The organism is Stenotrophomonas sp. STEN046, from assembly GCF_056759755.1.
On the sequence record NZ_JBRRDR010000035.1, the window covers coordinates 12,276 to 35,510 of the forward strand.

Annotated in this window: 17 protein-coding genes; 9 read left to right on the forward strand and 8 right to left on the reverse strand. The window is 68.1% G+C overall.

Annotated elements, in window-relative coordinates; translation table 11 throughout:
• Positions 1-144: 144 nt before the first annotated feature.
• Positions 145-2,601 (forward strand): response regulator, encoded by a 2,457-nt coding sequence (locus ACVOLJ_RS15360; RefSeq protein ID WP_481564497.1) that lies wholly within the window; start codon positions 145-147, stop codon positions 2,599-2,601.
• On the opposite strand, the gene ACVOLJ_RS15365 is transcribed toward ACVOLJ_RS15360, so the two are convergent.
• The 3 genes from ACVOLJ_RS15365 to ACVOLJ_RS15375 form a co-directional block, all read right to left on the reverse strand.
• Complete coding sequence (locus tag ACVOLJ_RS15365) at positions 2,587-4,032, reverse strand: FAD-dependent oxidoreductase (protein ID WP_481564498.1); 1,446 nt, start codon at positions 4,030-4,032, stop codon at positions 2,587-2,589. The genes ACVOLJ_RS15360 and ACVOLJ_RS15365 overlap by 15 nt on opposite strands.
• A 28-nt stretch (positions 4,033-4,060) precedes the next feature.
• On the reverse strand, positions 4,061-8,515 hold the full coding sequence (gene gltB, locus ACVOLJ_RS15370; RefSeq protein ID WP_481564499.1) for a glutamate synthase large subunit: 4,455 nt from the start codon (positions 8,513-8,515) through the stop codon (positions 4,061-4,063).
• Between the two features lie 171 nt (positions 8,516-8,686).
• The gene (locus tag ACVOLJ_RS15375) at positions 8,687-9,076 is read right to left on the reverse strand and encodes an I78 family peptidase inhibitor (RefSeq protein ID WP_475281099.1); all 390 of its coding nucleotides are present in this window, start codon (positions 9,074-9,076) and stop codon (positions 8,687-8,689) included.
• A gap of 116 nt (positions 9,077-9,192) precedes the next feature.
• Here ACVOLJ_RS15375 and ACVOLJ_RS15380 point away from each other — a divergent pair, with 116 nt between their 5' ends.
• Positions 9,193-10,251 (forward strand): DNA topoisomerase IB, encoded by a 1,059-nt coding sequence (locus ACVOLJ_RS15380; protein ID WP_481564500.1) that lies wholly within the window; start codon positions 9,193-9,195, stop codon positions 10,249-10,251.
• Here ACVOLJ_RS15380 and ACVOLJ_RS15385 read toward each other — a convergent pair.
• On the reverse strand, positions 10,239-10,583 hold the full coding sequence (locus ACVOLJ_RS15385) for a hypothetical protein (protein WP_475281101.1): 345 nt from the start codon (positions 10,581-10,583) through the stop codon (positions 10,239-10,241). The two genes, ACVOLJ_RS15380 and ACVOLJ_RS15385, sit on opposite strands and share 13 nt — an antisense overlap.
• Before the next feature lie 200 nt (positions 10,584-10,783).
• Between ACVOLJ_RS15385 and ACVOLJ_RS15390 the strand changes: the two genes are divergently transcribed.
• The 3 genes from ACVOLJ_RS15390 (at position 10,784) to ACVOLJ_RS15400 (ending at position 14,247) form a co-directional block, all read left to right on the forward strand.
• The gene (locus tag ACVOLJ_RS15390; RefSeq protein ID WP_481564501.1) at positions 10,784-11,902 is read left to right on the forward strand and encodes an SDR family oxidoreductase; all 1,119 of its coding nucleotides are present in this window, start codon (positions 10,784-10,786) and stop codon (positions 11,900-11,902) included.
• Positions 11,903-12,027: 125 nt separating this feature from the next.
• Positions 12,028-13,443 (forward strand): XVIPCD domain-containing protein, encoded by a 1,416-nt coding sequence (locus tag ACVOLJ_RS15395; protein ID WP_475281103.1) that lies wholly within the window; start codon positions 12,028-12,030, stop codon positions 13,441-13,443.
• A gap of 162 nt (positions 13,444-13,605) precedes the next feature.
• Positions 13,606-14,247, forward strand: coding sequence for a hypothetical protein (locus ACVOLJ_RS15400; RefSeq protein WP_475281104.1), 642 nt, complete (start codon positions 13,606-13,608; stop codon positions 14,245-14,247).
• Here the strand turns inward: ACVOLJ_RS15400 and ACVOLJ_RS15405 are convergent.
• The gene (locus ACVOLJ_RS15405; protein WP_481564512.1) at positions 14,182-15,303 is read right to left on the reverse strand and encodes a serine hydrolase domain-containing protein; all 1,122 of its coding nucleotides are present in this window, start codon (positions 15,301-15,303) and stop codon (positions 14,182-14,184) included. The two genes, ACVOLJ_RS15400 and ACVOLJ_RS15405, sit on opposite strands and share 66 nt — an antisense overlap.
• A 190-nt stretch (positions 15,304-15,493) precedes the next feature.
• Between ACVOLJ_RS15405 and ACVOLJ_RS15410 the strand changes: the two genes are divergently transcribed.
• Entirely contained in the window at positions 15,494-15,880 is a 387-nt protein-coding gene (locus ACVOLJ_RS15410) for a BlaI/MecI/CopY family transcriptional regulator (protein WP_475281105.1), read from the forward strand.
• Between the two features lie 3 nt (positions 15,881-15,883).
• Positions 15,884-17,827, forward strand: a complete 1,944-nt coding sequence (locus tag ACVOLJ_RS15415) for a M56 family metallopeptidase (RefSeq protein WP_481564502.1) — start codon at positions 15,884-15,886, stop codon at positions 17,825-17,827.
• Positions 17,828-17,867: 40 nt separating this feature from the next.
• Here the strand turns inward: ACVOLJ_RS15415 and ACVOLJ_RS15420 are convergent, their stop codons facing one another.
• The 3 genes from ACVOLJ_RS15420 to ACVOLJ_RS15430 all read right to left on the reverse strand — a co-directional run bounded on the left by ACVOLJ_RS15420 (position 17,868) and on the right by ACVOLJ_RS15430 (position 21,781).
• Positions 17,868-18,191, reverse strand: coding sequence for an I78 family peptidase inhibitor (locus ACVOLJ_RS15420; RefSeq protein ID WP_481564503.1), 324 nt, complete (start codon positions 18,189-18,191; stop codon positions 17,868-17,870).
• 87 nt (positions 18,192-18,278) lie between these two features.
• Positions 18,279-19,295 carry a ribonuclease H-like domain-containing protein gene (locus ACVOLJ_RS15425; RefSeq protein ID WP_481564504.1) on the reverse strand — a complete coding sequence of 339 codons (1,017 nt, stop codon included), beginning with the start codon at positions 19,293-19,295 and terminating at the stop codon, positions 18,279-18,281.
• On the reverse strand, positions 19,292-21,781 hold the full coding sequence (locus ACVOLJ_RS15430; RefSeq protein WP_481564505.1) for a DEAD/DEAH box helicase: 2,490 nt from the start codon (positions 21,779-21,781) through the stop codon (positions 19,292-19,294). Before ACVOLJ_RS15430 ends, ACVOLJ_RS15425 begins: the two co-directional genes overlap by 4 nt.
• A 204-nt stretch (positions 21,782-21,985) precedes the next feature.
• Between ACVOLJ_RS15430 and ACVOLJ_RS15435 the strand changes: the two genes are divergently transcribed.
• Positions 21,986-22,513, forward strand: coding sequence for a hypothetical protein (locus ACVOLJ_RS15435; RefSeq protein WP_481564506.1), 528 nt, complete (start codon positions 21,986-21,988; stop codon positions 22,511-22,513).
• Between the two features lie 37 nt (positions 22,514-22,550).
• The gene (locus ACVOLJ_RS15440) at positions 22,551-23,225 is read left to right on the forward strand and encodes a hypothetical protein (RefSeq protein WP_475281111.1); all 675 of its coding nucleotides are present in this window, start codon (positions 22,551-22,553) and stop codon (positions 23,223-23,225) included.
• Positions 23,226-23,235 lie beyond the last annotated feature (10 nt).

Below are 23,235 nucleotides of genomic sequence, written 5' to 3' on the forward strand. Positions count from 1 at the left end.
GCTCCGGGGTCGGTAGAAGCGGCAGTGTATGTCGCTACTGGCGCATTCGGAGGGTTTTACAAATTTCCTTATTGTTGTCGGAAAGTGCGTCGCTAGCGTGGCAAGGGGGCGTATCGCGATGCGACCCACGCCCCCGCTTGTGCCATGAGGACGTCCACCTTGAATGCAGCCGGCAGGCTTGCCCGCATTACTGCCCTGTCGCTGCTGTCGCTGCTGTCGATGGTGCCGGCCACGGCATGGGCCGGTGGCTGCGAAGGTCCGATCCTGCTGGTCTACCCGGCCGACCGTGCGCCGCTGTCATCCAGCCTGCAGGGGCAACCGCAGGGCCTGGTGGCCGCCTATCTGGCGCTGCTGCAGGCGCAGTACCCGACGTTGCGCGCCACGCCGCTCGCCGCGACGTTCCTGCCCGATGCCGCATTGCCGGCCGGAACCGTCGCCACACTGGGCTGGCCGCGCGCCCGCGCGCCCGAGGGATGGGTGACCAGCACACCGTATCTGCACGTGCCGCAGATGATCGTGCGACGTCACGACGCAGCGCCGGTCATCGGCCTGGAAGGGTTGCAGGGGGGCAGCGTGGCCAGCCCGGACATCGTGGCGCTGGCCCGTGTGCTGGAAGATGAAGGACTGGATATCCCGCTGCTGCAGGTGCCTGCCGTGGACAAGGCACTGCAGCTGCTTGCCGCCGGCCAGGTCGAGGCCGTGGTGGCCAATCTGGTCGAGATCGAGGCGGCGCTGCGCAGCCATCCGGGCGGCGCTCTGGACGTGGCGGCGCCAGCAGGTTTCAGCGATGCGCTGGTACTGGCCACCGCACCGGCGTGCGCCGACCTGGTCGTACGGTTCAACCAGCTGCAGGCGCAGATGACGCAGGCCCAGCGCGATGCCCTGCAGGCGAACTGGACGTTCACCGCCGCGCGCCGCAGCCAGGCGCCGGTGTCGCCGCTGCGCTGGTCCATCGCCCTGCTGCTGGTGCTGCTGTCGATGGGCCTGGTCTACGCCTTCGGCTACTGGCGGCTGCATCGCGAGGGAGCACGCCGGGAGGCGCTGGAGCAGCGGCTGCAGGACGTTACCGCCAATCTGCCGGCGGTGGTGTACCAGGCGCGGCGCAGCAGCACCGGCCAGTACAGCGTTCCGCATATCGCCGGTGACGTGCATGCGCTGTTCGGGATCAGCGTGGACACCGCGCGGGCCGACCACGGACGCCTGCTGGCCGCGGTCCATCCACAGGACCGCGCTCTGGTGCTGGCCTGCGTGGATGCTGCCGCGCTGGTGCGGGGACCGATCGACATCACCTTCCGTACGCGCGGTCCGCATGGCTGGCGCTGGGTGCGTTCGCATGGACGCCCCATCGCCTGCAACGACAGTGGCGTGGAATGGAGCGGCTACTGGATGGACGTCACAGAGGCACATGCGCGTGCACAGGCCTTGAACGATGCGCGGCGCGAGGCCGAGCAGGCCGATGCGGCCAAGACCCACTTCCTGGCCACCATGAGCCACGAGATACGCACGCCGATGAGCACCCTGATAGGCATGCTCGAGTGCTTCGGCAGCAGCACGCTCGATGGCCGCCAGCGGCAGGTGCTGGCAACCATCGATGACGCGGCGGAAATGCTGCGGCAGATTCTGGATGATGTGCTGCACAGCCAGCGCCTGCAGCCCGGCCCACAACCACCGCAGTGCGTGCCCACCGACATGGCCGAGCTTCTGCGGGCCGTGCAGCGGCTGCTGGCTCCCGTAGCGGCCAGCAAGGGGCTTCATCTGCGCTGTGAGGTGGACCCGGCATTGCAGCGCGGGTCGCTGGCTGACGGGCTGCGGCTGCGCCAGATCCTGTTCAACCTGGCGGGCAACGCATTGAAGTTCACGCTGCAGGGAAGCGTTGACCTGCAACTGCGGGTGCTGCAGCAGCATCCGCATGGCCAGCAGCTGCGCCTGCAGGTGACCGATACCGGCGTGGGCATCAGCCGCGAGCGCCAGCGCGCTGTGTTTGCAGCGTTCACCCAGGCCGAAGCGTCGACCACCCGCCGCTTCGGTGGAAGTGGACTCGGCCTGGCGATATGCCGCGAGCTGGCCGCTTCGATGGGGGCACAACTGCAGCTGCGCAGTGCGGTAGGCGAAGGCACGGTGATCTGGCTGGACCTGTTCGCCGCCTCATGCGCGCTGCCATCGCTGGCGGCTGCCGAAGCGGTGACCGGCCTGCAGGTGCTGCCACCGGTGCGGGTGCTGGTGGCCGAAGATCATCCCACCAACCTGCAGCTGCTGGTGGGGCGGCTGCAGGAGCTGGGCCTGCAGGTGCATGCCACCGCCGATGGACGACAGGCCTGGCAGGCGTGGCAGGCGCAGCGCTTTGCGCTGGTCATCACCGACTGCCACATGCCGGACATGGATGGCTTCGCACTGGCCCGCGCGATCCGCGCCGATACACGCGCCGGCGCTGCACAGGTACCGATCATCGCGTTGACCGCCAGCGTGCTGGAGAGCACGCGTGAGGCCTGTCGTGCCGCCGGCATCGACCACTTCCTGGCAAAGCCGGTCGAGCGCGACGCACTGCACGCGACCCTTGTGGCGGTGCTGGCCGGGCAGGCCGCGCCTTCAGTGGGCCAGTAGCCGGGCGATGCTGGCGGCGGCGTCGCGGCCCTCGGCCACGGCGGTCACCACCAGATCGGCGCCGCGCACCGCATCACCACCGGCGAACAGGCGCGGATGCGCGGTCTGGAACGGCAGGCGGTCCTTGCCACCGGCGAGGATGCGGCCGTTGGACTGGCCCTCCACGCCATGTTCGGCCAGCCACGCCGGCACGCTCGGCGAGAAACCGAACGCGATGATCACCACGTCCGCTTCCAGCAGCGATTCGCTGCCTTCGATCGGTACCGCGTTCTGGCGGCCATTGGCATCGGGCTCGCCCAGCCGCGTTTCAACCACGGTCACGCCGATCACTTCGTCATCGGCACCGGCTTCGATCGACAGTGGCTGCCGGTTGAACAGGAAGCGCACGCCCTCCTCGCGCGCATTGGCCACTTCGCGCGCGCTGCCCGGCATGTTGGCTTCATCGCGGCGGTAGGCGCAGGTGACCTTGGCCGCACCCAGGCGCACCGCGCTGCGCACGCAGTCCATGCCGGTATCGCCGCCGCCGAGCACCACCACGCGCTTGCCGTTGAGGTCGGGCAGGGCAATGGTGTCTTCCCAGCCGGCAATCGGCCGGCCTTGGGGATCATCGCCACCGACGATGCGGCTGTTCTGCACCAGGAAGGGCAGAGCCGGCAGCACGCCTTTCAGGTCCTGGCCGTCCAGGCCGCCATCGGTGTAGCGGTAGGCGCCGGTGCCGAGGAACACCGCGTCATGGGTGTCCAGCAGCTGCTGCAGGCTGACATCGCGGCCGATCTCCACGCCCAGGCGGAACTGCACGCCCATGCCTTCGAGCACCTCGCGGCGGCGACGGATCACGTCCTTGTCCAGCTTGAAGCTGGGAATGCCGAACTGCAGCAGGCCACCGACCTGCTCGTAGCGGTCGTAGACCACCGCGGTGATGCCGGCATGCGCGAGGCGGTCGGCGCAGGCCAGACCGGCCGGGCCTGCGCCGATCACCGCCACCGTGTGGCCGGTGGCCTGCACGGCGGCCATGTCCGGCCGCCAGCCGGTCGCCAGCGCGGTATCGACGATGTATTTCTCGACTGCGCCGATGGTCACCGCACCGAATTCCTCCAGCGTGCAGCTGCCTTCGCACAGCCGGTCCTGCGGGCACACCCGGCCGCACACTTCCGGCAACGGGTTGGTGCTGTGGCACAGGGTGGCCGCTTCGTGGATGCGGTTTTCCTGCACCAGCTGCAGCCACTGCGGAATGGCGTTGTGCACCGGGCACTTCCAGCTGCAGTAGGGGTTGCCGCAGTCCAGGCAGCGCCCGGCCTGGTACTGGGCGTCTTCCTTGCCGAATTTTCCGTACAGCTCGCCCCAGTCGCCGGAGGTGCGCAGTTCCACCGGAATGCGCTGCGGCATGGTGCGGGGCAGGTCGAGGAACTGGAAGGCGTGCTTGCGGCTCATGATCGTCTCGGCAGTGCAGTGCGCGCGCTCAGGCAGCGCGACGCAGGGTTTCGGTCAGGGATTCGATGCTGGCGGCCTTGGGTTTGACCAGCCAGAACTTGCCGATGTAATCGCGGAACTCGTCCATGATCTGCTGCGCCCAGATGCTGCCGGTCAGCTCGCGGTGGCGGCCGATCAGGCGGTGCAGGTGCTGGCGGTAGTTCTCGAACCCTTCGGCCGACACGCGATGGATGTCGATCAGCTCGTGGTTGTAGCGGTCGACAAAATCGCGGTCGACATCCAGCACGTAGGCCAGGCCGCCGGTGAAGCCTGCACCGAAGTTCAGGCCGACCTTGCCCAGCACCAGCACCACGCCATCGGTCATGTACTCACAGCAGTGGTCGCCGGCGCCTTCCACCACCGCCAGCGCGCCGGAATTGCGCACGGCGAATCGCTCGCCGGCACGTCCAGCCGCGAACAGTTCGCCGCCGGTGGCGCCGTACAGGCAGGTGTTGCCGATGATGGCGGTGCTGCGTGCCTCGAAGCGCGCGCCACGCGGCGGACGCACCACCAGGCGGCCGCCGGCCATGCCCTTGCCGACGTAGTCGTTGGCTTCGCCTTCCACTTCCAGGTGCAGTCCACCGACGTTGAATGCGCCGAAGCTCTGCCCGGCGCTGCCGCGGAAGCGCAGTTCCAGTGGCGATTCGGCCATGCCCTGGTTGCCATGCGCGCGGGCCACGGTACCGGCAAGACGGGAGCCGATGCTGCGGTCGGTGTTGTGGATCAGGAAGCGGTGTTCGCCGCCACGCTTGTGCTCGATGGCCTCGGCCAGCAGCCCATCCATCTGCGTGGCCAGGCTGTCCGGCGATTCGTACAGGCGCTGTGCGGCGCAGTGGCTGCCTTCGTAGCTGGCATCGGCCAGCAGCCGCGACAGGTCAACGCGCACGTCTTCGCGCGGGGAGACCTCAAGCTGGCGCAGCAGGTCGGTGCGGCCGACGATTTCCTGCAGCGAGCGTGCGCCCAGTACGGACAGCCAGCCGCGCACTTCCTCGGCCAGCAGGCGGAAGAAGTTTTCCACGCGTTCGGGCTGGCCGGTGAAGTGGTTCTCGCGCAGCCGTTCGTCCTGGGTGGCGACGCCGGTGGCGCAGTTGTTGAGGTGGCAGATGCGCAGGTACTTGCAGCCCAGCACGATCATCGGTGCGGTGCCGAAGCCGAAACTGTCGGCGCCCAGCAGCGCCGCCTTGACCACGTCCAGGCCGGTCTTCAGGCCGCCATCGGTCTGCAGCAGGGTGCGCCCGCGCAGGTCGTTGGCCACCAGCGCCTGGTGTGCTTCGGCAATGCCCAGTTCCCATGGCACGCCGGCATAGCGGATCGAGCTGACCGGCGACGCGCCGGTACCGCCATCGTGGCCGGAAATGGTGATCAGGTCGGCACCGGCCTTGACCACGCCGGCCGCAATCGTGCCGACACCGGCATGGCTGACCAGCTTCACCGACACCAGCGCGGTCGGGTTGACCTGCTTGAGGTCGTAGATCAGCTGCGCCAGGTCTTCGATGGAGTAGATGTCGTGGTGCGGCGGTGGCGAGATCAGACCGATACCCGGCCTGGCATAACGCAGCCGCGCGATCAGTTCGTTGACCTTGTGGCCGGGCAGCTGGCCGCCTTCGCCGGGCTTGGCACCCTGGGCGACCTTGATCTGCAGCACTTCGGCATTGACCAGGTATTCGGCCGTAACGCCGAAGCGGCCCGAGGCCACCTGCTTGATCTTGCTGCGCCGCGCGGTGCCATAGCGTGCTGGATCTTCGCCGCCTTCGCCGGAATTGCTGCGGCCACCCAGGCGGTTCATGGCGATGGCCAGCGCCTCATGTGCTTCCGGCGACAGCGCGCCGAGACTGATGGCAGCGGTATCGAAACGCGGGAACAGGTCGCTGGCCGGGGCGACTTCATCCAGAGGCGTCGGCGTCTTCGCCGGCACCAGCTGCAGCAGGTCACGCAGGGCCGATGGCGGCCGCGCATGCACCGCATCGCAGTACTGCTGCCACGCACGCGGGTCGCCACTGCGCGCCGCGCGCTGCAGGGTGGTCACCACGTCCGGGTTGTACATGTGGTACTCGCCGCCGTGCACATACTTCAGCAGGCCGCCGACATCCACGCCCTGCTGCGCATCCCAGGCCTGCGAGCACAGTTCGCGGGCGTCGGCATCCAGCCGCGCGAAACCGGCGCCGCCGATGCGCGAGGCGGTGTCGGGGAAGCACAGGTCCACGACCTCCGGCTCCAGGCCGATGATCTCGAACAGCTGCGCGCCGCGATAGCTGGCCACGGTGCAGATGCCCATCTTCGAGATGATCTTGGACAGGCCCTTGTAGATGCCCTTGCGGTAGCGGCGGCCGATCTGCGACTGCTCGCCGCCCTTGCTCAGCTTGAGGATGCCGCGACGGCCGAGGTCGAACAGGGTCTGGTAGGCCAGGTACGGATACACCGCGGTGGCGCCGAAGCCGAGCAGGCAGGCCATGTGGTGCGCATCGCGCGCGGTACCGGTTTCCACGATCAGGTTGACGTCGCAGCGCAGGCCCAGCCGCGACAGGTGGTGGTGGACCGCACTGGTGGCCAGCAGGGCATGCACCATCGGACGTCCGGCCACCGGGTAGCGGTCGGACAACAGCAGCATCACCATGCCATCGCGCGCGGCCTGTTCGGCTTCGGCGCAGATGCGCTCGATACCGGCACGCAGGCCCTCGTCCTCGCCGTAGGACAGGTCGAGCAGGCGGTTGGCCTGCACGTACTGGTCCATCTTCAGCAGCTGGCGCAGCTTGCGCTGGCTCAGCACCGGCGAATTGAGGATGACGTGGTTCACCGTCTCCGGGCCGGCATGGAAGATGTTGGTCTCCTTGCCAAGCTGGGTGGACAGGGACATCGCGCAGTCTTCGCGCAGCGGGTCGATCGGCGGGTTGGTGACCTGCGCGAAGGCCTGGCGGAAGTAGTCATACAGCGGACGGCTGCGTTGGCTGAGCACCGCCATCGGCGTGTCATCGCCCATCGAGCCGGTGGCTTCCTGTTCGGTCTCGGCCAGCGGCCGCAGCACCTGCTCCACTTCCTCGCTGCTGAGCTGGTACAGCTTGTGGTAGCTGCGCAGGGTGCCTTCGTCGAAGGGTTCTTCCACCAGCGACGGGTCGATCAGCTCGGTCTGCAGGTAGGTAACGCCCTGCTGCAGCCATTGCTTGTACGGTGCGCGGCCGCGGTTGATGCGGTCGATGGCCTCGGAATCGAGCAGGTCGCCGCGCTTGAGGTCGATGGCGATCATTTCGCCCGGGCCGAGCTTGCCCTTGCGCACCACCCGCTCGGTCGGCACTTCCCACACGCCCGCTTCGGAAGCGACCAGGAAGTGGCGATCGGCGGTCAGCATCCAGCGCGCCGGGCGCAGGCCGTTGCGGTCCAGGGTGCACACCGCATAGCGGCTGTCGCAGGCAACGATGCCGGCCGGGCCATCCCACGGCTCGCTGTTGAGACCGTGGAATTCATAGAACGCGGCCAGGTCCGGATCCTTGAATTCCAGCGACTGCGTCGCCGGCGGTACCAGGATGCGCAGCGCCTGGATCAACTCCATGCCACCGGACACCATCAGTTCCAGCATGTTGTCCAGGCTCTGCGAATCGGAGCCATGCATGGAGATGACCGGGTCGAATTCACCGATGTCGAAGCGCGGTGTCTTCCACACCTTGCTGCGCGCCTGCGCCCAGCGCCGGTTGCCTTCGATGGTATTGATCTCGCCGTTGTGGGCGAGCATCCGGAATGGATGCGCCAGCGGCCAGCGCGGCAGCGTGTTGGTGGAGAAGCGCTGGTGGAACACGATCGCGCTGGCGGCCAGCTCACGCCGCTGCAGGTCCGGGAAGAAACGGCTGAGCTTATCCGGCAGCACCATGCCCTTGTAGCTGATCGCGTTCGGGCTGAGCGTGGTGACGTAGTAGTCGGCGTGGTCGCGCAGCTGTTGTTCGCTGCGGCGACGGGCCAGGAACAGGGCCAGCCCGAAGCCCGCATCGTCCTGGCCGACGCCGGCATCGACAAACACCTGCTCGATGCGCGGCAACGTGTCGCGTGCCAGCTGGCCGCACACGCTGTCATCGGTCGGCACCTCGCGCCAGCCCGCGACCTTGCAGCCCACCGCTTCGATCTGCTGCTGCAGCTGCGCGCGGCAGGCCTGTGCGGCATCGGCGTCGTGCGGCAGGAACACCAGGCCGGCGGTGAAGCGCGCGCCGACGCTGATGCCGGCTTCGCTGGCGAGCAGTTTCAGGAAGGCATCGGGGCGACGCAGCAACAGGCCGCAGCCATCACCGGTCAGGCCGTCGGCGGCGACGCCACCACGGTGGGTCATGCGCGAGAGCGCGGCGATGGCGGTATCAACCAGCAGGCGTGACGGCTGGTCGTCGAGCTGGGCGACCATGCCAAATCCACAGGCATCGCGCTCGGAGCGCGGGTCGTAAAGCCCTTGGCGGTTGCGGGGGGCCATCTCTACCTCGATGCAGATTGAAATGAACGGGGACACTCCTGCCCGCCCAATCCCTGGAGCGCATCATGAGGCCACCGGATGCACCGACTACATCACAGGTTGCTGCAACGCCGCAATACACGGTTGCAGCCGCAACCAAAGCGCCGGCAAAGCCTGCCGGCGCAGGGTTTGTCAGCCGCAGCGAACGCCGCTGACCACGTCCTTGGCATCCACCTCGATGTTCAGGCGGTCGCCCACGAATTCCATCGTGGTCATGTCGTTGGGGTGCAGCACGCGCAGCTGGGTGGCGGCCGAATCCTCCTGCGCCTGCTTGCCGAGTGCTTCGGTGTAGGCCTGACCGACCAGGCTCTGCACCTGGCTGGCATCGCAGGCGCCGACCGGCGGTGCTTCGGTGGCCTTGCCGGCTTCGTCGGCGGGTGCCTTGGCGGCTTCGGCGGCCTGCTGCGCGTGGGCGGTGGCGGCGTCCTGCTCATCCAGCGACGGCGCCTGGCAGGCGGACAGGGCCAGCACGGCCGGCAGCAACAGAGCGGACAGGGAACGGGCGCGGATCGGGAACGACATCATGACTCCGGGATGGAAGGGCGGGTGAAAGCCCGAGCATAGCGGCGAAGGCACCCTCACGTGTTTGTCTTGCGTTATTGACGCGGCCTCGCCGCGTGGATTGCCAGACTGCGGCCATGCCCGCCACCCCCACCCCCGAACGCCAGGCCGCGCGCGCCGCCGGCCTGCGCTACGTTGACGACACCCAGCCCGGCATCAGTCGCGTCCGCGCCGGCAAGGGCTTTTCCTATCGCGACGCCGATGGCCATGCCGTGCGTGACGCGGCCATGCTGCAGCGCATCCGCTCTCTGGCGGTGCCGCCGGCCTACACCGCCGTGTGGATCTGCGCCCATGCCAATGGCCACCTGCAGGCCACCGGGCGTGATGCGCGCGGTCGCAAGCAGTACCGCTACCACCCCGACTGGGCGGCCATGCGGGATGCCGGCAAGTTTGATCGCATCATCGCCTTTGGCCAGGCACTGCCGACACTGCGGCGAAGGCTTGGCCGGGACCTCAAGCTCCGTGGTTTTCCCCGCGAGAAAGTGTTGGCAGTGGTCGTCGCGCTGCTGGCCGACACCTTGGTGCGCGTGGGCAATGAAACCTACGCACAGGAAAACAAGTCGTACGGCCTGACCACGCTGCGCAACCGCCATCTGGACCTGCTGCGTGGCGGCCGCGTGCGCATGCGCTTCCGCGGCAAATCCGGCCAGCTGCATGAGGTGACGGTAGGTGATCGCCGGCTGGGCGCGCTGGTGCGCAGCGTGCAGCAGCTGCCGGGGCAGGCCCTGTTCCAGTACCGCGACGACGACGGGGTGGTGCAGCCGGTGGATTCGGGCGCGGTGAACGACTACCTGCGCGAGGTGATGGGCGAAGACTTCACCGCCAAGGACTTCCGCACCTGGGGCGGCACGGTGGAGGCGATCAGGGTGTTTGCCGCCACTGAGCTGCCCGAACCGTCCAGCCAGCGCGCACTGGCCAAGGTGCAGCGCGACGTGGTGTGCCAGGTCGCCAGCCGGTTGGGCAACACACCGGCGGTCTGCCGCAAGGCCTATATCGATCCCTGCGTATTCACTGGCTGGGAACACGGCGATTTGGCCAAGCTGGCCGGCCTGCGTGGGCCGCGCCAGTGGGAACAGGCGGCGCTGAAAGTGCTGCGCCGCGCACGCCGGCTCAACCGCAGCAATCAGCCGCAGTAGATCGCGGTGATGTTGTTGGTGCGGCCGGTTTCGATGGTGAGGCGATCACCGCCTTCCTGTGCCGCACCGGCCGCCGGATCTGCCGTGCCGCTGGCCGTGTTGCCACTCTGTTCGCGGCTGCCGCGGGTGACCTGCACGTGCAGGCTGTCGCTGTCCACACGCGCGCGCTCGACGGTCATGTCCGAGGCAGCAAGACCGACGGCGCCGCGCACCTTGTCGGTGTGGCACTGGCCGGAAATCACACCATCGATCGGCTGGATCTGGGCGACCGGGCTGCTGCTGCAGGCGCTGAGGGCGAGGCTGAGGGCGGCGGTGGCAAGGGCAAGTTTCATGGCGGGGGTTCCGTGTGTCGTGTCGATGCATGCAGGGTGCGACGACACGCGTGGTGGTGGAATGAATGTCGTGCACGCCGTGGACACGGTGCGCTCACTGCCACCGACAGCCCAGGTGGAGACACTGCACGAGCGGCGCACGCCGCCCCGGTAGTGCCGGCCGCTGGCCGGCAGCCCCCTTCCCTCCCGAGGAGACCTGCATGGCCACCAGCAAAAAGACCTCCACCCGCCGCAAGGCATCCCCCAAGGTGCGCAAAGGCAGCACCGGCACCAAGACGGTTGCCGACCCTGATCGCCCGCGCGTGGTGAAGACCGCCACCCGCAAGGCCGCCGGCAGCGATCCGCGTGCGGCTCGCGTGGCGGCACGGCAGCGACGCCTGCAGGACCAGGAGAAGGCCAAGGACGCGCGCGCAGCCAAGAAGGTTGCGAAGAAGGCCGTGAAGAAAACCGCCACCCAGGCCGGCCCGCGCAGGCAGCCGGAAACCATGCCGGCCCAGCACCTGGCCAAGCCTGGCCATGAACATGCATTGGAACTGGCACCGCGCTTCCTCGCGCCTGACTATGTCGGCAGCGGCAAGCTGCAGGGCATGCGCGCGGTCGTGACCGGTGGTGATTCCGGCATCGGCCGCGCGGTCGCCGTGCTGTTCGCCCGCGAAGGCGCCGATGTGGCCGTCCTGCACCTGGATGAAGCCGAGGACGCCGATATCACCCGCCAGCACGTTGAACGCGAAGGTGGACGCTGCGTGGTGATCGCCGGCGATGTACGCGATCCGCGCTTCTGCAACAAGGCAGTGAAGCAGGTAGCCAAAGCCTTCGGTGGCATCGACATCCTGGTCAACAACGCGGCGTTCCAGCTGCACTGCGAACGCCTGGAAGACCTGGAAGATGCACACCTGCAGGAGACGCTGCAGACCAACATCGGTGGCTACATCCAGATGGCGCGGGCGGTGCTGCCGCACCTGGGCGAGGGTGCCAGCATCATCAATACCGGTTCGGAAACCGGCCTGTTCGGCAGCAAGGCGTTGATCGACTATTCGGCCACCAAGGGCGCCATACATGCCTTTACCAAGGCGCTGGCCAGCCAGCTGCTGCCGCGCGGCATCCGGGTCAACTGCGTGGCGCCGGGCCCGGTGTGGACGCCGTTGAACCCTGCCGACAAACAGGCGCAGGACGTGGCCGCCTTCGGCAAGGACAGCGACATGGGCCGCGCGGCGCAGCCGGAAGAACTATCGCCGGCCTACGTGTTCCTGGCCTCACCGGCCTGCGCCAGCTACATCAGCGGGGTGATCCTGCCGGTGATGGGCGGGCCACGGGGGTGAGCCATGGCGTGATCTGCATGAGAGCGGCGTGGCTGCAGTGGCAGCAAAGGTGTGCAGTGCGTCAAAGGCCCCGCCGCGAGGGTGGGGTAGGCTGACCCTTCACCGATCACGATCAGGGACCGACCATGCCCGAGATGGATATCAACGCGGCGGCCAGTGAAGTCGTCACCCTGTTGCGGCAGAACGACGCGCGCGGGGCCGCCGCCCGCCTGGATGCCCTGCGCGACGGCCAGAGTGTGGTGGTGCAGGAGTCGCTGGATCGCTACATCTCGGTGCGTGCAGCCACCGAGATTGAGGCGCTGCGACGAAGCGGTGGTGTTGCGGCGGCAGATGCGGCCACGGTGAACCCCATGCTCGACCGCCTGCGCGAGGCGACGCGCCCACCGCGGATGCCCGAGGCGGCGGAGACCGCAGGCCTGAGCCAGGCCCAGCAGTACGACGTATACGGTAGCATCGTAGCCCAGCGCGGCAACACGGCAGCGAACGAAGCAATGGCGACGCAGGACCGTGTGGTGCTGGGTCTCCGTGACGAGAACCGCACCACCGAAGCGCGTGGGCGTGGCGTTTACGATGATCGTATCGTGGTGTTGTGGAAAGACGCGCAGGGCCACGGCCATGTGCGCGAGTTCAACCAGGCCACGACCGAGCCGACCGCGCAGTACGACGGTCATGCCAAGACCACGCCACGCAGTCCGGGCTTTGGCAACGTGGCACCACGTACCAAGACCGAGGGTGAGGACGTCGATGGCGACCGGGTCAGGGATCTGGGGCGACTGGGCGAAGGCACCACCGAAATGCGCGCGACCACCCATCCGCGCCACGGCCATGCCGATGAGTTCGCGCTGCGTCCCTCGCAGGACGCGGTAACCGCCGGTGCTGGCCGGGTGGAGCGGGACAGTAATGGCGACGGCTGGTTCGACGCGCGTGACACCCAAGGCGTGCAGGACCTCAACGACACCTTCAAGATCCACCGCGGCAGCCGGGCAAACACCGATTCGGCCGGTTGCCAGACCATCGGCGGCGGCGAGTACGACGACTTCGTGGCCACGGTGCGCGGCACGCCCGGGCAGAACCGCTGGCAGTACGTTCTGACCTCGGTCGCACCGGGGCAGGCGCGTGAGCTGGGGCAGGACGCGCAGCATGCCGTCAATGACGATCCACGCCAGCCCCAGCATCGCGACCATGCGCTGCAGCAGCAGATCAGCTCGCGCCTGCAGGCTGTGGGTGGACACTACGCCGAGCATGCCGATGCCTACAGCCTGGTGATGCTGCGCGAAGCGAAGGCGGCAGGCATCACCCAGGTCGACCAGATCGTGGTCAGCAACCCCAGCGCGGGTCGTGCAGCCGGTGAGACGCTGTTCCTGGTGCAGGGCAGCCCGGGTGATCCCGCGGCGTTGCGCGCAGGGGTCAATGCGGCGGAGGTGCGCGAAACGTCGGTGGAAACCAGCCTGCGCCAGTTGCAGCAGCAATCACGCGAGCAGAGCGCACCTGCGCACATACCCGCACAGCAGCCCGAAGCCCCTGCGATGGGAGGGCGTTGAACCATGCTCCGATCCCACTTGCTGCCGAGTGCCTCGCTGTTGCTGCTGCTGGCATGCAGTGCATGTGCGCCGGCAGAGGACCGCCCGGCGCCTGCATCGCCCGCAGCGAAACCGTCATCCGTGCCAGCGCAGCCCTTGTCGCCTGATCGTGGATTACCCGGGTTGCCGGAAGCCTCCGGCAGCGCCCATTCCGGCGGCCGCTACGGTCCGCTGCCGGAACCGGCCAGGCGGGTGCTGACGCAACTGAAGTGCGACGTGGACGGCGCCAGCGACGTGCAGGTATTTTCCCTTCCTGCACAGGGCGGCCAGCAGGATTTCATGGTCACCGACCGCAGTGGGCCTGGCTTCCGTTACTGGATCCGTTCCTTTGCCGGCGGCGGTGGCACCACCGGCTATCTGGTGCAGCTGAAGGACTGCCCGGGCACCACCGCAGGCATGCGCGCCTACATCGCAGAGGGAACCGCACCGCTGCAGGATGTCACCGCGTCATTGCTGGCGCAGGCGGGGCTGCCGGACGCAGCGACGCTGACGGCCTACCAGGCCAAGGGCGCTGGCGATCTGTTCGCCTTCACCGGGCAGCTGGACACGCTGCCGGTGCTGCGCTGGGTGGCTGAGGCCGATCCGGAGCAGCCTCTGGCCGAGGACGCGCGCACCTTCGACCACGGCAACGCTGTTCATGGTGGCTTCCTGCGCTGGAACCAGGATCGCTTCGAAGCCACTCAAACCCTGCCCGCAGCGCTATGGCCCTGCGACGACAGCCCCCTGAAGCCCTGTGGCGACGATCCATTCGTGAGCGGGCGCTGAGGCGTCGCGTGAATAGAAATCGGCGATGCGCGGAATGAACTGCTGTGGATTGGAGCCCACCAGATTGGTCAGCACCACCACCGCGACGCCACGATCGGGATAGACGATGAAGGCCGAACGCGCGCCGCCGATGCCGGCGATCTGGCGGTCCGGCGCGCCCTGCAGCAGCGGCCAGCCGGCGGACCACGGGCCGGCTGCGCCATTGGCCAGCGGCTCGGCGGTCCACATCCGTGCACGCGCGGCGTCGCCCAGCAGGCGGCCATCGCCCAGCGCAACCAGCCAGCGCGCGGTGTCATCGGCGGTGGTGAGGATGCCGCCGCCCGCCCACAGGCTGGGTGGCATGTCGTAGAACCAGTGCGACAGGCGCTGCGGTGCATCGGCGGCGTCGGTCGCGCGCGGGGCCAGGCTGTACATCGTGGCCGCATCCGGAATCAGGTCGTAGCTGTCGCCAAAGGTGGTGCGCGCCATGCGTGCAGTACTGAACTGGCCGGAGGCCAGAAAGCGCGCGTAGGGCATGCCCGATTGCCGGGCGATGATGCGCGAGAGCAGCACGTAGTTGGTCTGGTTGTAGGCGAAGCGCTGCCCCGCAGTCGCCTCCATCGGCAGCGCGGTGACCGCCGCCCATGCCTGCGCTTCCGAGCCACCGCCGAGCAGGCCTTTCGCATCGAGGATGTCGGGCAGTCCGGAGGTATGTGCCAGCAGCTGGTGCACGCGCACATCCTTCCAGGCGGCCGGAAGATCATCCAGATAACGCGAGGCGGGGGCATCCAGGTCCAGCCGGCCCTGTTGTGCCAGTTGTGCGATGGCCACACCGGTAAAGGCCTTGGTGGCCGAGTTGAGCGGGAAGCGGGTATCGCGCGAGGCGGCCACGCCGTTCTCGACATTGGCCAGGCCATAGGCCTCGGACAGCACGATCCGGCCACCCTTCACCACGGCGATCTGCAGCCCGGGGATGCGCTGCTCCAGCATGATCTGGCGGATCAGGCGGCGGGTCTGTTCGTTGGCCTGGTCCTGTGGGCTGGAGACGGCGGCGAAGGGCAGGGTGCTGAGGAGCAGGAGTGCGACTCGAAACATTGGGCGGAACATGCGGATTTCCGGCGGGGCGTCGAGGATCGGATGCGGCGGCTGGGGAAAGGGTTTAAGCCATCTTCCACCCTGCCGTTCGTCGGCCCATGACTTCCGGGGGGTTGACTACAGTTGTCGTCATGGCGACAGTGGCGACACGTGTAGTCAAGGGAGTGGTGTCATGCGTGGCAAGACGATCGGGGACCAGGAACTGGCCCTGCTGCAGTATGTGGACGAGCAGGCGCCGGCCAGCGTGGGCGAGGTGGCCAGTGGCTATGGCGAACCGCGCGGGCTGGCCCGGTCCACCGTGCTGACGATGATGGAGCGCCTGCGCGCCAAGGGTTACCTGCAGCGCCGGCAGCAGCAGGGCATCTACCGCTACCAGCCCACCCGTGGCCCGGACAGCGTGCTGCAGGGCGCGGTTGCCCAGTTCGTCGACAACACCCTGCAAGGCTCGGTATCGCCCTTCGTGGCCTATCTTTCGCAGCGCCAGAAAGTGAGCGACAACGAGCTGGCCGAGCTGGAAGCGCTGGTGGCCGAACTGCAATCGCGTCGTCAGGAGGACTGAGCCATGGATACGCCGATGTTGATGCCGATGCTGGAGCGGCTGGGTTGGACCAGCCTGCAGACCGCCCTGCTGGTTGCGGTGGTCTACCTGTTGTGCCGCGCACTGCCTTCGGTTTCAGCGGCCACCCGCTGCCGGTTGTGGTGGCTGGTGTCGCTGCAGGCCCTGGTCGGCCTGGCCTGGAGCCAACCGCTGCAGCTGGCCTGGTTGCCCGCACCCGAGACGGTGGCCATGAACACCGTTGATCTTGCAGCCGACGCGGTCTATCCGATGGCGCCGGAGCTGTCGGCGCAGATGCTGGCGGCGGCACCGATCAGCGAAGCCGGTGGCTCGCCGGTGGCGTGGTGGGCGTTGGCGCTGGCTGCACTCTGGGTGTCCGGGGTGTTGCTGATGAGCTGGCGCACGTTCGGTGAATGGCGCCGTTGCCGCGCGCTGCTGGCTGCCTCCTACCCCTGCCAGGACCAGGCACTGGTGCAGGCGCTGCAGCTGGCAGCCGATGCACATGGCCTGCGCCGTGCACCGCGGTTGTGGATGAGCGAACAGGTCGATGCACCACAACTGGTGGGGCCGTTCCGCCCGGTACTGCTGCTGCCGGCAGGGATGAACGCCCTGCAGGGTGATGCGCTGGATCTGGCGTTGACCCATGAACTGCAGCACCTGCAGCGTCGGGACCTGCAATGGGGCCTGCTGCCGGCCCTGGCCCAGCATCTGTTCTTCTTCCATCCGCTGCTGCGGCTGGCCGTGCGTGAGTATGGCCAGGCGCGCGAAGAAGCGGTGGATGCAGCGGTGGTCGGCCAGCACGGCGCCAGCCGCCATGCCTACGGCCGCCTGCTGCTGCAGCTGGGTGTGGCGCCGCAGCCACATCTGGGCGTGGCCAGTGCCGCACCGAGTGCCACCAGCCTCAAGCGCCGGCTGTTGTCGCTGCAGTCGCGCCGGGCCTGTCCGCGCATCCTGGCGATCGGTCTGACCGTGGCCGTGCTGGCGGTGGGCGTGGCGCCGATGCGTCTGGTGGCCGCACCGGTTCCGCCAGCCCCGCCAGCCCCGCCGCGCGCCGTGCCTGCGCCGCCGCCACCGCCGGCTGCGCCTGCCGCACCAGTCGCACCGCCAGCGGCTGCCGAGCCCGCAGAACCTGCAGACTGGGCCGAGCCGGTGGAACCGGTCGAGCCAGAGGAAGCTGCTGCCGCAGACGAATATGAGGAGCAGGATGCGGGCACCCACACGCGTACCGAGACCACGATCGTCACCCATGGCCAACTTGATCTGGGCACACCGCCGCAGCAGGCCTTCGTGCTGGTCGATCATGGCCAGGCGTTTGCCAACGCCGGCATGGACGATGTGATGCAGGCGCGCAGCCGCATCGGCGATGGCCCGGCACTGTGGTTCCGGCAGGGCGACAAGCGCTATGTGGTGCGCGACCCGATGCTGATCCAGACGTTGCAGCGTGCCTACGCCGGCGCTGCAGAGCTGGGCCGTCAGCAGAGCGAACTGGGGCGGCAGCAGAGCGACCTGGGCCGCAAGCAGGGCGAAATCGGCCGCGAACAGGGCGAGCTGGGCAGGCTGCAGGCCGAGGAAGCGCGTGAGATCGCCCTCGCTGCAACGCGCGCGGCACGCAGTGCCCTCAACACGCGTGACATCAACCGTGAAGCGGCCGCAGAAGCTGCACGCGCTACGCGCGGTGCCATGAATGAGGCGGCCATCGCGCGCGAGGCGGCAGCCGAAGCCCGGCGTGAGACGGAGCAGGCGCGCAACCAGTCGCTGCAGTCAGAGCGCAGCCGCGAAATGAGCCGCCTTGCCAGCCAGCAGGCTGCATTGGGCAGTCAGCAGGCGGCACTGGGCAGCCGACAGGCTGCATTGGGCGAACGCCAGGCAAAGCTTCAGGTGCAGGCCTCGAAGCAAGCACAGCAGGTGATCGCCCGCGCGCTGGCCAGCGGCAAGGCCGAGCAGCTGTAACCCAGCACGGTAGCGCCGGGCCATGCCCGGCGTTACCCCCTCAACCGCAGCTGGCGCGCTCGATGCGGTTCTGCGCGTCTACCTGCACAGTCACCCGGTCCTGGCGGAAATCCATGGTGACCGCCATGCCCGGCTTGACCACGCGTGCGTTGCGCGCGCCACTGTCGGCGACCAGTTTCTTGATGGTGGCTTCATCGGCGGTCTTGCCGGCGAATGCTTCCAGTGCATCCGGCCGGCATTCGTGCGGGCCGTCGGACACCTTGGCAGGCAGGCTGCCGTTGTCGGCCGTGCTGTTGGCCCCGGCATGGCTGCAGGCAGCCAGCGGCAGGATGGCCGCCAACAGCAGGAGGGAAGAGGAACGCATGGGTACGGCTCCAGCTGATGGGATTGCGGGCAGTGTCGCCGCAACGCGTAGCGGCGGTGTCAACGCAGCCTGAACCGGGCCCGGGGGCTACTGACCGACCAGCGCCAGCGTCTCGCGCTCCCGCTGTTCTTCGTGCACCAGCCGCTGCAGCAGCAGTGCCAGGGTGACCACATCCTGATGATTGTGGTCAGCCACCCGGCGCAGGTTGACCGCATCGCCACCGCGCAGGAAACGCAGCCACGCGCTGGGTGCTTCCGAGCCGGGCAGGTCGTCTTCGCGCACCACGCGCAGCAGCTGGCGCTCGATGGTGGACAGCTTGCAGTTCTCCCACGTGCCGCGGTAGCGGCGACGGGTCGGATAGAGCAGATCAATGTGGTCAAGCGCGGTGATCGGGCACGGCTGGCGGGCCAGCCGGTAGCGGGTCTTCAGCAATGGCGCATCGTAGCTGCGGCCGTTGTAGCTGCAGAACACGGTCGAAGGCTGCAGCCAGCCGGCGAAGGTGGCCAGCATCGCGTCCTCGGCGGCCATCGTGGATATCAGCAGCTGGCGGATGCGCAGGCCTTCGCCGCGCTGCGGGCAGGCATGCCAGTCGGCCGCGCCGATCATGAAGGCACGGGTGCCGGTGCCGCCGGCCAGGCCGGTGGTTTCGGTATCGAAGAACAACAGGTCACGCGCGGCCACGTGCTCGCCTTCGCGGCGGGCGAAATCCAGCGACAGCGGCTGCGCCGGAATCGGCTGCGGCTGCAGCGACTCGATCAGGAACAGGCCGGGCGCGATTTCCTCGCCGGGCAGCTGGCGGTCCTGTTCGCTGGCGCGTGCAGGTGCGGGGCCGCTGCGCGTACGCAGGCCGAGCAGGCGATGCAGGCTGCCGACTTCAGGGCGGCGCAATGGAACGGGCACCGCCGCAGCGCTACCGGTCGGTTTATGCCGCACCTCCTGTTCCACCCACGCAAACACCGAGCGTTCAGCCGGCGGCTGAGCGGCATCGTTGGCGGCCACCGGGGCCGATGACACGGGCGTCGGCGCGGGCGCGGCCGGCGCAACCGCCTTCGGGTCACCGGCCTGCTTCCGCAGCAGGCGCAGCTTGTCCAGGCTCAGGCTCACGGTGCCAGCAGTTCCATCGAATCGCGGGTGGTCACCACCACGTCGGGAACGTGCTGGCAGGCCTGGGCATCAAACAGGTCGAGCACGCGCAGTGCCAGCGTACGCGGCGAGGTGTCATCTTCTTCCTGCGCCGCCAGCACCGGACCGACGCAGGCGGGGCAGCCGGCCTTGCAGTCGCAGCGCTGCACCAGTTCGCGCGCGCGCTGCACCAGTTCGGCCTGGCGCTGCCACAGCGGCTCGCTGAGGCCGACGCCACCGGGGAAGTTGTCGTACAGGTACACGGTGGGCACGAATTCCTGCAGCAGCTCCACCACGCCGGGATCGCCCTCGCTGCCGCGCAGCTGGCCACGGCCACTCTGGTCGGCAATCGCAAACCAGGAACCGTCGCCGTTGCCGACCGATTTCTGCAGGTCACGCGCATCGGCCATCACCGCCACCGTGGCGACGATGTGCAGCGCGTAGGCCGCACCGAGGAAACCATCCAGCGCATCCTGCTTGCTGGCGAACGCGCGCAGCAGCAGCGCCTGCGGCAGCTGCCACCACACCGCAGTGGTGTGCAGTTCCTGGTCGGGCAGGTTGACCGGGCCGTAACCGATGTTCTCGTGGGTGTAGTAGCGGATCTTCTTGTAGCCGGCCACGCGGCGCACCACGTGCACCTCGCCATGGTGCGAATCGCCACGGCCGGCCACGCCGCCGTCGAAGCGGTCCAGCACCTTGAGCTTGGTGAAGTCGATGCTGTCGGTGTAGTAGTCCACGTGGGTGCGGGTGACGTAGGCCTTGCGACCTTCCCAGTCCAGCGTTTCCACCTGGTACGGGGTGGACTGCACCATGTGGATGGCACCTTCGTACAGGGTGAGTGCAGCGGCCGAATAGTCGACCTCGGCGATGATCTGCTGGCGGCCATCGCTGCGGTCGACCACCACGAAGTTGCCATCGGCCACCGCGCGCAGGCTGACCGCGTTGGCCGGATAGCTGTCGGCGATCCATTCCCAGCGTTCGCCTTCGCGATGGATCACCTCGGTCTCGGCCAGTGCTTCCAGGAACACTTCAGGATCGATCGGACCGAAGCCATCGCCCACCCGGAACGGCAGCTCGAAGGCCGCGCAGCGGATGTGGTCGAACAGGATCAGCGGCTGGTCCGGGGCGATGCGCGCATGTTCGGGCGAGGCCTCGGCGAAGAAATCCGGATGACGCACCACGTACTGGTCCAGCGGCTGCGAGCTGGCCACCATCACCCCCAGTGCCGGCTGCTGGCGGCGGCCGGCGCGGCCGAAGCGCTGCCAGGTGGCGGCCACGCTGCCGGGGTAACCGTTGAGGATGACCACGTCCAGGCTGCCGATATCCACGCCCAGCTCCAGCGCCGAGGTGCTGACGATGCCGTCGATGGTGCCCGCGCGCATCGCCCGTTCGGTCTCGCGGCGTTCGGTGGGCAGGTAACCACCCCGGTACGCACGGATGCGTGGCGGCTTGCGCGGGTCGTGGTCGAAGATGTCCTTCAGGTACTTGGTCAGCACTTCCACCATCAACCGCGTCTGCGCGAACACCAGGGTCTTCAGCCCGGATTTGATCGCGATGCGGGCGATGCGGTTGCTCTGCGAACGTGCCGAGGCGCGCAGGCCCAGGTCCGGATTGATCACCGGCGGGTTCCACAGCAGCACCTGCTTGGGCCCGCTGGGCGCGCCGGATTCGGTGATGGCGGTGACCGGTGCCTCGATCAGCGCTTCGGCATGCGCCTGCGGATTGCCGATGGTGGCCGAGCACAGGATGAACTGCGGTTGCACGCCATAGAACGCGCAGATGCGCTTGAGCCGGCGCAGTACGTTGGTGACGTGGCTGCCGAACACGCCGCGGTAGGTGTGTACCTCGTCGATGACGATGTAGCGCAGGTTCTCGAAGAACTGCGCCCACTTGGTGTGATGCGGCAGGATGGCCTGGTGCAGCATGTCCGGGTTGGACACCACGATATCGCCATGCAGGCGGATCGCCTGCCGCGCGTCGCCGGGGGTGTCGCCATCGAAGGTGAAGGCCTTCACCCCGAGGTCGCCGGCGCGGTTGAGTTCGAGCAGCTCGGCCACCTGGTCCTGGGCCAGTGCCTTGGTCGGGAACAGGTACAGCGCCTTGGCTTTGTCCTGCATGGCCGCGCTCACCACCGGCAGGGTGTAGCACAGCGACTTGCCGCTGGCGGTGGGGGTGACGATGGCGACGTGTTCACCGCGCTGGCTGGCGTCCCACGCTTCGGCCTGGTGGCTGTAGAGCTGCTCGATGCCACGCGCCTTCAGTGCGGCGGCCAGCGCTGGAGGCACCGTTGCGGGAATCGGCGCGTAGCGCCCTTCGCGGCCGGGGATGGCGAAGCTGCCGGTGATGCGGTCCTGATAGCGGCGCTGCAGGCGCGCACTGAGCAGGGCGCCGTCGCGGGCGGGCAGGCCATCACGGGTGGCGAGCTTCTGCTCCGCATCGGCGGTGCGCTTGGCGAGTTCGTAAGCCATGAGGAGACGATTTCCAGGGGATCACATGGCACCACAGATGGGTCTCAGGGTGTGAGACGCAACGACAGGACGCGGTGAATCATTCAGTGCGTCGGCGGTGCAAACCGCTGAGCTCGGACACACGCTGAACGTCCCCACGCCCGCCAACGAAATCTGAAGGCAGGATCCGTATCCTCAACCCTTGGACGCAACAGGCAGGGGCCGATGGCTGTGGCACGACACGCAACGCAGGGAGCACTTCTGGCCGGCATGCTGCTGGCGGGCATCGCGCATGCGCAGCAGGCCGCACCGGTCACGGCACCCCCGCCTGCACCGGAAGCGGCGCAGGTGCCCGCTGCGGCAACCGCCGACGACGTGCCGGTGATCGCTGCGCCGGCGCAGGGCGATGTCACCACCCTGGGTGAGGTGCGCGCGCTCAAGCCCGAGGATGATCAGCCGCTGGACCTGTATCGCTTCAAGAATCCGCTGAAGGCGGAGAACAACCGCTTCAGCCGCAACTGGAGCGAGCCGCCTTCACCGGAGCAGGTCAGCATGGCCGGCGGCTACATCATGATGGGCGTGGTCAAGGGCGTGATGGCAGCGGGCCGGGGCCTGAACAAGCTGACCGGCGGGCCGGACCAGATCCAGTCGGCCATCGCCCGCCCGCCGCCGGAACTGAGCGCCGAGCAGCAGCGGCGTGCGCTGCAGTTCTGCGCGCAGCAGGAAGGGTGCGGCGCACCGCCGGAGAACTAGGCGCTATTCTGCGGGCCTTCCCTTTGAGGCCATCCGGATGCGGCTGCGCTCCCTGCTATTGCTTGCCACGCTGAGCCCGCTTGCGGCATTGGCCAGCGACCTGACCGATGACGGTTCGTGCCGCAATGGCGCGTTCCCTTCCCAACAATCGGACTTTGCGTTGGCCAAGGTGGCAGGCACGCAGCGCCTGTACCTGCTGGGTGACCTGGACGGGTGCCCGGCCAAGGGCGAGCCCGCCTGCCGCCAGCGCAGCTACGTTGTCCGCGGTGACACCGTGGTGACCGGGCGCGACCAGGGGGCTTATCGCTGCGCCTTCTTCCCGAACAAGGTGGGCGGCAGTGCCGGTTGGGTGGACCGCAGCAGGCTGCAGCCGCTACCGCCGGTGACGCCGACCCTGCAGGACTGGGCCGGTGACTGGCAGGATGGCGACAACAGCCTGCGCATTTCGGTGCAGGGTGGGCAGCTGCATGTGGAAGGCGATGCGTACTGGCCTTCGGCGAACCCTACGCCGGAACAGCGCCCGTATGGACCGAACATGGGCCAGGTGGACGCACGTGCTGCACCGCGCGGCACCGAAGTCGAATTCACCGAGGATACCTGCAAGGTGCAGGTGCACTCGCTGGGTGACGTACTGATCGTGGCCGACAACAGCGAGTGCGGCGGCATGAACGTGCGCTTCAACGGCGTGTACCGGCGCGTGGGCACGCGTTGAAACGCGCAAC

Bases quoted from the DNA above. Each gene is read 5' to 3' on its own strand.
- ACVOLJ_RS15360 (WP_481564497.1), top strand. From the start codon at position 145: ATGAGGACGTCCACCTTGAATGCAGCCGGCAGGCTTGCCCGCATTACT.
- ACVOLJ_RS15365 (WP_481564498.1), bottom strand. From the start codon at position 4,032: ATGAGCCGCAAGCACGCCTTCCAGTTCCTCGACCTGCCCCGCACCATG.
- gltB (WP_481564499.1), bottom strand. From the start codon at position 8,515: ATGGCCCCCCGCAACCGCCAAGGGCTTTACGACCCGCGCTCCGAGCGC.
- ACVOLJ_RS15375 (WP_475281099.1), bottom strand. From the start codon at position 9,076: ATGTCGTTCCCGATCCGCGCCCGTTCCCTGTCCGCTCTGTTGCTGCCG.
- ACVOLJ_RS15380 (WP_481564500.1), top strand. From the start codon at position 9,193: ATGCCCGCCACCCCCACCCCCGAACGCCAGGCCGCGCGCGCCGCCGGC.
- ACVOLJ_RS15385 (WP_475281101.1), bottom strand. From the start codon at position 10,583: ATGAAACTTGCCCTTGCCACCGCCGCCCTCAGCCTCGCCCTCAGCGCC.
- ACVOLJ_RS15390 (WP_481564501.1), top strand. From the start codon at position 10,784: ATGGCCACCAGCAAAAAGACCTCCACCCGCCGCAAGGCATCCCCCAAG.
- ACVOLJ_RS15395 (WP_475281103.1), top strand. From the start codon at position 12,028: ATGCCCGAGATGGATATCAACGCGGCGGCCAGTGAAGTCGTCACCCTG.
- ACVOLJ_RS15410 (WP_475281105.1), top strand. From the start codon at position 15,494: ATGCGTGGCAAGACGATCGGGGACCAGGAACTGGCCCTGCTGCAGTAT.
- ACVOLJ_RS15415 (WP_481564502.1), top strand. From the start codon at position 15,884: ATGGATACGCCGATGTTGATGCCGATGCTGGAGCGGCTGGGTTGGACC.
- ACVOLJ_RS15420 (WP_481564503.1), bottom strand. From the start codon at position 18,191: ATGCGTTCCTCTTCCCTCCTGCTGTTGGCGGCCATCCTGCCGCTGGCT.
- ACVOLJ_RS15430 (WP_481564505.1), bottom strand. From the start codon at position 21,781: ATGGCTTACGAACTCGCCAAGCGCACCGCCGATGCGGAGCAGAAGCTC.
- ACVOLJ_RS15435 (WP_481564506.1), top strand. From the start codon at position 21,986: ATGGCTGTGGCACGACACGCAACGCAGGGAGCACTTCTGGCCGGCATG.
- ACVOLJ_RS15440 (WP_475281111.1), top strand. From the start codon at position 22,551: ATGCGGCTGCGCTCCCTGCTATTGCTTGCCACGCTGAGCCCGCTTGCG.